The organism is Vibrio sp. 10N.222.54.A3 (assembly GCF_041474095.1).
GTDB classification, from domain to species: domain Bacteria; phylum Pseudomonadota; class Gammaproteobacteria; order Enterobacterales; family Vibrionaceae; genus Vibrio; species Vibrio crassostreae_C.
The window spans coordinates 184,526-192,769 of sequence record NZ_JBFRTN010000006.1; the positions used below are offsets into that span (position 1 = coordinate 184,526).

General features: G+C 45.3%; 10 protein-coding genes and 1 pseudogene. 7 read left to right on the forward strand and 4 right to left on the reverse strand.

Annotated elements, in window-relative coordinates:
* Nucleotides 1-13: 13 nt before the first annotated feature.
* Together nhaD and AB4507_RS01935 are read right to left on the reverse strand one after the other, a co-directional pair.
* Nucleotides 14-1,453 carry a sodium:proton antiporter NhaD gene (gene nhaD / locus AB4507_RS01930; RefSeq protein WP_372182129.1) on the reverse strand — a complete coding sequence of 480 codons (1,440 nt, stop codon included), beginning with the start codon at nucleotides 1,451-1,453 and terminating at the stop codon, nucleotides 14-16.
* A 247-nt stretch (nucleotides 1,454-1,700) separates the two neighbouring features.
* On the reverse strand, nucleotides 1,701-1,877 hold the full coding sequence (locus AB4507_RS01935) for a hypothetical protein (protein WP_017061524.1): 177 nt from the start codon (nucleotides 1,875-1,877) through the stop codon (nucleotides 1,701-1,703).
* A gap of 525 nt (nucleotides 1,878-2,402) precedes the next feature.
* On the opposite strand from AB4507_RS01935, the gene AB4507_RS01940 reads away from it, so the two are divergent.
* The 4 genes from AB4507_RS01940 to AB4507_RS01955 all read left to right on the forward strand — a co-directional run bounded on the left by AB4507_RS01940 (nucleotide 2,403) and on the right by AB4507_RS01955 (nucleotide 5,153).
* Nucleotides 2,403-3,140: a nucleoside recognition domain-containing protein gene (locus AB4507_RS01940; RefSeq protein WP_017061525.1), complete on the forward strand. Its 738-nt coding sequence runs from the start codon at nucleotides 2,403-2,405 to the stop codon at nucleotides 3,138-3,140.
* Nucleotides 3,140-3,607, forward strand: a complete 468-nt coding sequence (locus tag AB4507_RS01945; RefSeq protein ID WP_004737023.1) for a YjiG family protein — start codon at nucleotides 3,140-3,142, stop codon at nucleotides 3,605-3,607. The genes AB4507_RS01940 and AB4507_RS01945 overlap by 1 nt, the downstream gene beginning before the upstream one ends.
* Nucleotides 3,608-4,233: 626 nt before the next feature.
* The gene (locus AB4507_RS01950; protein WP_017061526.1) at nucleotides 4,234-4,620 is read left to right on the forward strand and encodes an MAPEG family protein; all 387 of its coding nucleotides are present in this window, start codon (nucleotides 4,234-4,236) and stop codon (nucleotides 4,618-4,620) included.
* Between the two features lie 8 nt (nucleotides 4,621-4,628).
* A complete protein-coding gene (locus AB4507_RS01955; protein WP_372182130.1) occupies nucleotides 4,629-5,153 on the forward strand; it encodes a DNA mismatch repair protein in 525 nt (174 codons plus the stop codon).
* Nucleotides 5,154-5,195: 42 nt separating this feature from the next.
* Here the strand turns inward: AB4507_RS01955 and AB4507_RS01960 are convergent, their stop codons facing one another.
* Complete coding sequence (locus AB4507_RS01960; protein WP_017061528.1) at nucleotides 5,196-5,831, reverse strand: START domain-containing protein; 636 nt, start codon at nucleotides 5,829-5,831, stop codon at nucleotides 5,196-5,198.
* Nucleotides 5,832-5,880: 49 nt separating this feature from the next.
* Between AB4507_RS01960 and AB4507_RS01965 the strand changes: the two genes are divergently transcribed.
* Nucleotides 5,881-6,003, forward strand: coding sequence for a hypothetical protein (locus tag AB4507_RS01965; protein WP_017061529.1), 123 nt, complete (start codon nucleotides 5,881-5,883; stop codon nucleotides 6,001-6,003).
* Here the strand turns inward: AB4507_RS01965 and AB4507_RS01970 are convergent.
* Nucleotides 6,000-6,476, reverse strand: coding sequence for a YHS domain-containing (seleno)protein (locus AB4507_RS01970; protein WP_017061530.1), 477 nt, complete (start codon nucleotides 6,474-6,476; stop codon nucleotides 6,000-6,002). The genes AB4507_RS01965 and AB4507_RS01970 overlap by 4 nt on opposite strands.
* Before the next feature lie 110 nt (nucleotides 6,477-6,586).
* Here AB4507_RS01970 and AB4507_RS01975 point away from each other — a divergent pair.
* Both AB4507_RS01975 and AB4507_RS01980 read left to right on the forward strand, forming a co-directional pair.
* Nucleotides 6,587-7,041: pseudogene (locus AB4507_RS01975) on the forward strand (helix-turn-helix domain-containing protein).
* 232 nt (nucleotides 7,042-7,273) lie between these two features.
* Nucleotides 7,274-8,152, forward strand: a complete 879-nt coding sequence (locus AB4507_RS01980; protein ID WP_372054528.1) for a 6-pyruvoyl tetrahydropterin synthase family protein — start codon at nucleotides 7,274-7,276, stop codon at nucleotides 8,150-8,152.
* Nucleotides 8,153-8,244: the final 92 nt, after the last annotated feature.

An 8,244-nucleotide genomic window follows, 5' to 3' on the forward strand; every position in this document is an offset into this window, starting at 1 on the left:
AAAGATCTCCGAATTAGAAAAGATCGCCATTAAGCCATAGGTGTGCAGCGATACTGACGGCATAGCCAATCATGATCACTGGCATCCATTTCAAGTGGCCAAAGAAGGTGTATTTGCCATGTGCCGCGCCCATTAACGCCACACCTGCCGCACTACCAATAGATAACAAGCTGCCGCCAACGCCTGCGGTTAAGGTGATCAGTAGCCAGTTACCCATCGACATTTGAGGTTCCATCGATAACACGGCAAACATCACCGGAATGTTATCGACAATCGCAGATAAGATCCCCACCATGATGTTGGCCCAAATTGGATCCCATTGGCTATACATCACGCCAGAGGCAAGCTCCAAGTATCCCAGTAGACTCAAGCCACCTACACACATTACCACGCCGTAGAAGAACAGCAGAGTGTCCCATTCGGCATGGGACACTCTTCGAAATACATCAAAGGGCACGACTGAACCTAATCTCTTAAGCGCGCCTTCGTCTTTGTTAGCAATCGCCACCGCTTTTTTCTTAGCTAGCGAATTGGGCAAGGTCTGGCGTAGGTAATACCCAAAGAACTGGAGGTAGGCGAGCCCCATCATCATGCCCATTACAGGAGGGAAGTGAAGCACGGCGTGGAAAGCGACCGCGGTACCGATTGTCATGATGAACAAGAAGACGATTCGCCTTGCGCCACGTTTTAACTCGATGTGTTGGTGCACAGTATCGGGCTGAGTGGTTGGAACAAAGTAAGACATGATCAGTGCTGGAACCAAGTAGTTCATCACTGAAGGAATAAATAACGGAATGAATTCGGTAAAACTGACATGTCCAGCCTGCCAAACCATTAGTGTCGTGATATCCCCAAACGGACTGAATGCGCCGCCGGCATTGGCAGCTATCACGATATTCACACACGCGAGGTTAACGAATTTTGGATTAGAGCCTGCGACCTTAAGAACCACAGCACACATCAATAGAGCCGTGGTGAGGTTATCGGCAATGGGGGAAATGAAGAATGCAAGAATACCTGTTAACCAAAATAGAGACCGGAAATTGAACCCTTTGCCTACCATCCACGCTTGCAATGCATCAAATAACCTCCTCTCTTCCATGGCACTGATGTACGTCATGGCCACGAGTAGGAACAGCAGTAGTTCAGCGTATTCTAGTAAGTTATGTTCAAGGGCTTGTTTGGCCACTTCGACAAGGTTGTGTTCTTGGTAAGTGAAACCAATGATAATCCAGATTAAGCCAGCTGCCAGTAACACGGGCTTTGACTTTCTGAGCTTTAGGTACTCTTCCATCATCACCACTATGTAGGCGACAACGAAAATGGTCAGCGACAGGTAGCCAGCAAACGAGTTGGTTAGACTGAGCGATTCCCCTAGCTGAGAAGTGGCAGCACCTGCTACCGAAGAAAAGAGTAACAAAGAGAGAACAGCAGAAAGCTGGATACCTAACATGGATTACGCTCCGAAGTTAATAAGTTATTAACACGGGTAAAAGAGTAGACCTAAATAACCATGTGCAGTGTGATAGATATCTTAATAATTCAATAGATTATAATGAAAGGAATAGACTGTGATGTGAACGAAATACGGTCTTACATACTCAAAATTACTGTCTTCCACACTTAAGTTAAAGACTAAAGACCAAAGAAAAAGCCCTACCGGACTCAGTGCCGATAGAGCTTATTCGAAATTGCCAACATTATGCAGCATTGAGATCAAACGTCAGTGTTTGTTCTGCTGCACATACTTCAACAGGCCAGCCATAGGATTGGTATTCAAGCGCAAGTTTGTCCGCTACTACGCGAGATACTGTTGCAGTGATCCACATGCCTTTGCCCATTACTTGATATTTAAGCGTTCTCATTTCCATAGTCATCACCGTTCTCCTTCTATATTGGCTGCGCGAAGTCTATAGCACCTCTGAGGGCTGAAATTTCGAATTAAGCTCAAATTCTTTATAAAATGGCTCACTGTTTGCGCTTGGCTCAAAACTCAATCAACTAAGGGAAAACGGTTGCGTTCTGGAAGCAAAATCACTTTTTAAGTCTCTGTATTATAATCGAATTAAAATTGACCAGAAAAACAATGTAAGAGATCTCTTACAGCATTATCAGAGATCGCACTAGGTAAAAACTTCTCACTAGAAGCCAGACTTGTGTGGCGATTGTGTGCGTTTTTGGTTGCGCTGTTGAAGCAAGATTTTTTAGTTTTGTATGTGAAATATTCTAATTTATTTAGCGTATGGTCCTGCTTTTAAATCCAAATCACAGTTTTATATGTTGCTGTGCTTCTTTTATTTAAACCGATACGCTATTTGATTTTGGTCATTAACCTTTCGCTCATTAGTTTGCACTATCTATACGTGTTCTGTTCCACATAAACGAGATGTATAGAGGTCCTTATGACTAATCCAACCAAAACCGATCGTAAAGTCACGATCGGCAGCTATATCGCACTCGCGTTCGCGATGGTGTTCTTTTCAGGCTTAATGCAGTCCAATGAATGGTATGGAGTGTTCGATTTTACAACGCTCAACGGTTCATTCGGTAAGGTCGCTTACGATGTGAGTGAAACGGCCGATGGTATTCAAGCGGCAACGACGTCACTGCGTGGTAAAGGCGGTAGTGGTGCTCGCGACGGTTTCATTTTTGCTTTGACACTTATTCCGACCGTGATGTTTGCACTGGGTATGATCAACGTACTTGAGCACTACGGTGCACTGGATGCGGCTCGTAAACTACTGACACCTCTGCTTCGCCCTCTGATGGGTATTCCGGGTAACTCAGGCTTGGCACTGATCGCTTCTTTGCAAAGTACCGATGCTGGCGCAGCGATGACACGTCAGCTGAAAGACGAAGGACATCTGACTAAGCGTGAAACCGATGTGTTCACCATGTTCCAGTTTACGGCGGGTGCGGCGATCGTTAACTTTTTCTCTTCAGGTGCGGTGCTGTTCACTCTAACCGCGATGGACGGCTCTTTAGCGGTGACATCGTCAATTGGTTTGGCTGTCGCTGTGATGTTTATCTTTAAGTTTGTCGGCGCGAATCTGTTCCGTATTTACCTCAACATTACTGAAGGCAAAGAAGACAAACCAAAATCAGACAAAGAACAAAAACTGGAAGAGGAAGTAGCATAATGAGCGAAGTTAAAGCAAAGAAACCAATGGTTACTGATATTTTCGTTGAAGGTGCTAAGAAAGGCTGGGTTATTGCGACTACCTCTACGGTACCGAATGTTCTGATGGCGTTTGTGATCATCAAGGCATTGCAGATAACGGGTGCGTTGGATTTGATGGGCAGTGTATTTGCTCCAATTATGGCGGTATTTGGTTTACCTGGCGAAGCGGCAGCGGTATTGATCGGTGCGTGGATGTCGATGGGTGGCGCGGTGGGCGTGGTTATCACGCTGTTTGACCAAGGTATTCTGAACGGCAACCATATAGCTATCTTGGCGCCAGCTATCTACTTGATGGGCTCTCAGGTGCAATACATGGGCCGTATTATGGGACCAATTGGTACTGAAGGTCGCTACATCCCGGTGATGATCGCGATTTCGGTATTGAATGCGTTTGGTGCAATGTTCTTGATGAACATTATTTTGTAACGTGACTTTGAACGGTTAGCTGCGAACAGCTTTCAGACGTTACAAAAAAGGAAACCCCGTTTGGCTTTCACCAAACGGGGTCTATTCTTTTCGTAGCCATCCTGCTACTGCGCGTTACTTATCTTTCAATAGGTAACTGGTGCTCCCTGCATCGTTCCTTGACGTGGCTAAATCCTTTAACCTATCCAATTCATCGCCGTCCTAGCGGTGTCCTTGCAAACTCATCATCCTGATAAGCGACTCTATCCTAGAGCATAACTTCCTTGCTGATAACTCATCCTAAGCCATCAAATCTTCATCCTGAAGATACCTAATCCGTTAGGCTTTTTCCTGTTCCTGCCAACTCCCTGTCGACATGTGTATTAAACACTGCAGAGGCTTTGCTCACAATCCACCCTAAGAAATAAATGTACCCACTGATCGAAAGAAATATGCGTGGATTCATACAAAACAAGGGCTTGGGTTTGTATTTTAGGAATTTTCTGCGAAGCTTGATTGTGATCTCTTACGTTCGGTGTGAGAGATCTCTTACAAGTACTCGGGTGCGATTTTCATTTTATCTCGGCGGGTGTTGTCGAACAGATAACAAAGAACACTGAGTAAACACAAAATAATAGGGAAATATGATGGTTACAGCACTTTACGCAGCCTTGCTGACGATCGTAATGATTTGGTTAGCAATAGAGGTGATCAAGCAAAGGCGAATCAATCTTGTTGCTCATGCTGATGGCGGTGTCGAGTCGTTACAGATAGCACGTTCGGCACAAAGTAACGCGATGGATTACATCCCAATCACCGTGATTTTGATGGGATTGTTAGAGATGAATGGTGCCGGTGTGTGGCTGATTCATGTCATTGGTGTGGCGTTTATTCTGGGGCGCGTGATTCATGCGAAAGGGATCTTAGCGAAGAATTTCAAAGGTCGAAAAGTGGGGATGGTGTTAACGCTTATCTGCATGATCTCTTTGATTGTCCTAAACTTAGCTTACCTACCTTTTGATAAAATGTTCTAGGGAGCATTATGGCGTTGCGTCTTCCTCCTGCTTGGGCGATTGTCCTCGCAGGCTTGATACTCAACATCATGGCGATTGTCATGTCGAGCTTGGTGCTCGATAAAATTGAAGCTGAGAAAGCGGAGTACAACGATCGCAAATACGGCAATGTGTACTCAATACAGCTTGCTTGGAATACGATTGAAACCCTAGAGCGCAAGCGTGAAGCGATTTTGATTCACCTTGATAAACCAGAAACGGTGCAGCCGACCACGGTTCTCGACGAAGCACTGCGTGGGCAACTTAGGCGTTGGGTGAGTAGCGAAGTGCCAAGTATCTCTTTGGCTCACTTACCGAAACTGATGATGCTGATAAACAGTGCACAAGAAGCGCAACGAACTCGAATCGATGATTACTATTTGGATAACCTGACCTTGGTTGAGTTAATCCAAAGGCTTGATGAGAAAATAGCTTTCTATAAGAACATCGCCCTGTTTCTTCAAGTATTTGGCTTGGCGCTTATCTTAGCTCGCGACCTCGCTAGAAGACCTTAATCTTCAACCTTAATGCCTCCATTTACTTATCGACTTGTATCGTTAGCGAGACTCATTTGGCAGGTTAGGGTGCTGTTGGCCTTGGTACTTTGGTAACTGTTCTTTTAGCCCCTTAAACGTGCTCAGTGCACTGCCTATCGATAACTTGTTCATCAACCAATTTGGCAAGATGCCCCCTGCGTTCGCATACGCGGTGTAGGTGATGTAGGTATTGCCATTAGTCAGCGGTTGCAGTGTCCAAAGTGCGTCCACATCGTAGATTCGAATGTACCCCGACTCTTTCGCCAAATAGTTCGACGCATCCTTTATCGACAAAACAAACTGCCCACCCTCGATGCTGTATTTTGAGTAGGTCACCATGTCTCGATCTCTGGCAGGCCACGGTGCTTTGAATTGGGTATAGACGATGTTTTCATCTTCAGATATCTGCATCAACACACGGCTTTGCGATACATTATCTATCCAGTTTGGCACGTTCTCACTGTCTTCCAATAACAGTAAAAAACCGGAGTAAGTGGTGGGCGTTTGCATCTGTGCTCGTATTTCGACCAAGCCTTCGCTGTGTGGCCTTTTATCAATCATGATGCCATCTTCACTTTTGACGAACTGCCATGGGTTGGCATAAGTCAGTGTCGATAGGGCGCAGAGGCCGAGTACCAAAATCTTAGGTAATGTCATTATTCTTCCATAAAAAGAAAAGCTTATCTGCTAGGAGTATAGAATAGAAATGGACTTAGTAGGTGTTGCCAATCGCTTTGGGTTGGCCTCTTTGGGGAAAATCCCAATGAAAACGGAAGCGTTCGGTCGCTTCCGTTTTATTCTTGGGCAATGGATAAGCGCTGTAGGCTAGAGCTTATAGGCTTCTACGGTTTTGATGGTTGTCCAGTTGCTGTTGGCGTCTTGGATGAACTCTTGTGTATTCTCCAGCCAGCGTTTCTGAACCGATTTGTCTAAGTTCAGATACAACTTTCCATCTTCCACCTTCCAAGCGAGAGGGTCGGTTTCAAACTTCTTACCCATGGCTACTCCAAACGCGCAGTAACCGCCATATTGAGGGGCATAGGCTTCTGGATTGGCTCGAAATTCATCTCTGTTTTCACTGCTCGCAAAGTTATAGATCGCATTCTTATAGGTCGCTGTGAACTCAGATGTGCCTTTTACTGGACCTTCATTGGCAAAGTAAGCGACAGGATCATAGCCTTTAATTGCGAGGTTATTGCTGTCGACACTCATATCAAGGTCTGCTGCCATTAACGAAAAGCTGGTGCCTAGTAACTCGGCCATTAGAGTGATTTTTTGACTGGTCGATTTCATGTGTGACATATCAAGTTCCTTGTCAGTGTTGGTTATCTTGTTTGAAATAATTTAGCCCACTCGTCCGGTCTATAGAGGGACAAAAGAACTAAAAACTAAGCGAATCGTTCGGAGGATGCATGGATCTGCTTTCACAACTAATGGAACACTTCTCGATACGCACTGGCGTTTTCTATTCTGGAAACCTGTGTGGAGTATCGTCATTTAACGCGCAACAAGATAAAGAGGGCCACCTTCATGTATTGAGCGCGGGGGAGTTGAGCTTGTCTAGCGCTCACACGGAACACAGGCATTTGTCGCAGCCTTGCATTGTTTATTTGCCGAAATGGCGTCACTGGCCGCGATGTCTCGTACTCAGTTTATTGAAGCGTTCAAACGGGAAGTGGGTGAAACGCCGGGAGATTATGTGCAAAAGTGGCGAGTCTCTGTTGCTCAATCTCTGTTATTGCAAAATAAGCCGATCAATTGGGTCGCTGATGAAGTGGGTTACAATAGCTATTCAGGATTCTCACGTGCTTTTCAACATGTTGCCGGAGTGTCGCCGCGCCTTTGGCTAAAGCAAAATGCGTCGTGAAACGGCAGGCAATCCCCACCCGATTTATGGCTATTCGTATCTGGCTGGTCTATGTTTTAGCGGAAATTGTATGTAGTTTGTTCTTTTATCGGAAGAGGGTGTAAAAAGGTGGACTTTATAAGCTCGTTGTAACATCCTGCCCGTCCTATTTTATCTAGACACCAATGAGACGAAGTGCCTGCTGAACATTATTCAGCCTCCCGTATCTCATTAAAGTATTAAGGAGTTCAACTTGAACCTATTTGTAAGAGACCTTACCGTTATCGATTCTTCATACATCTGTGAACACAGAGGGGTCGTAGGAGATAGTTGGATTTTAGATGTCACCATGTCTGGTGAACTTAATGAAATGAGCATGGTGCTGGATTTTAGCAAGGTCAAAAAGCAGATCAAACAGCTTGTCGATGAGCATGTTGATCATCGTTTGCTGCTGCCAATGCAGAGCGCTGCAATTGTTCTTCAAGCGAGCAAAGCGGGCTACTCTAAGGTTGATGTGTTGCGTGGTGACAAGAGTCTTCATCTACATTGCCCTGATGAAGCATATTGCCTCATTGATGCAGAAGCGATCACCATCGAGAGTGTGACCGCACACGTTTACAATATTCTTCGCGATAACCTACCAAGTAACGTCACAGGGTTAGAGATCACCCTACGTCATGAGAACATTAATGGCGCGTTCTACCACTACACCCATGGTTTAAAAAAGCATGATGGCAACTGCCAACGCATCGCGCATGGTCACCGTTCTCCAGTAGAAATCGTGGTCGATGGTCAGCGTGACGGGCAACGTGAACAAGCATTTGCTCAGCGTTGGGAAGACATTTATTTAGGCTCTAAAGAAGACCAAGTTTCAGTTTCATCACTTAACCTGAGTGAACATGCGAACAGTGTGAATGATGAAAGTCACTATGGCTTCCGCTACACCGCGCCACAAGGCGAATTTGAGCTAGCGATTGCTAAGAGTGAGACGGAAATTTTACCGACAGATACCACGGTGGAATTACTTGCTGGCTATATTGCGGATCAAGTTGAACCTAGCCTAGCAGAGAACCAATCACTACAAATCGTCGCTTATGAAGGTGTTGGCAAGGGCGCAATGGCGTTCCGATAACACTCCAGCGAGTGACACAGTCTCATTACTGACATGATGAAATAAAGGCAAGATAATCCGTTATCTTGCCTTTATTTTTGTGCGCCGAGCAT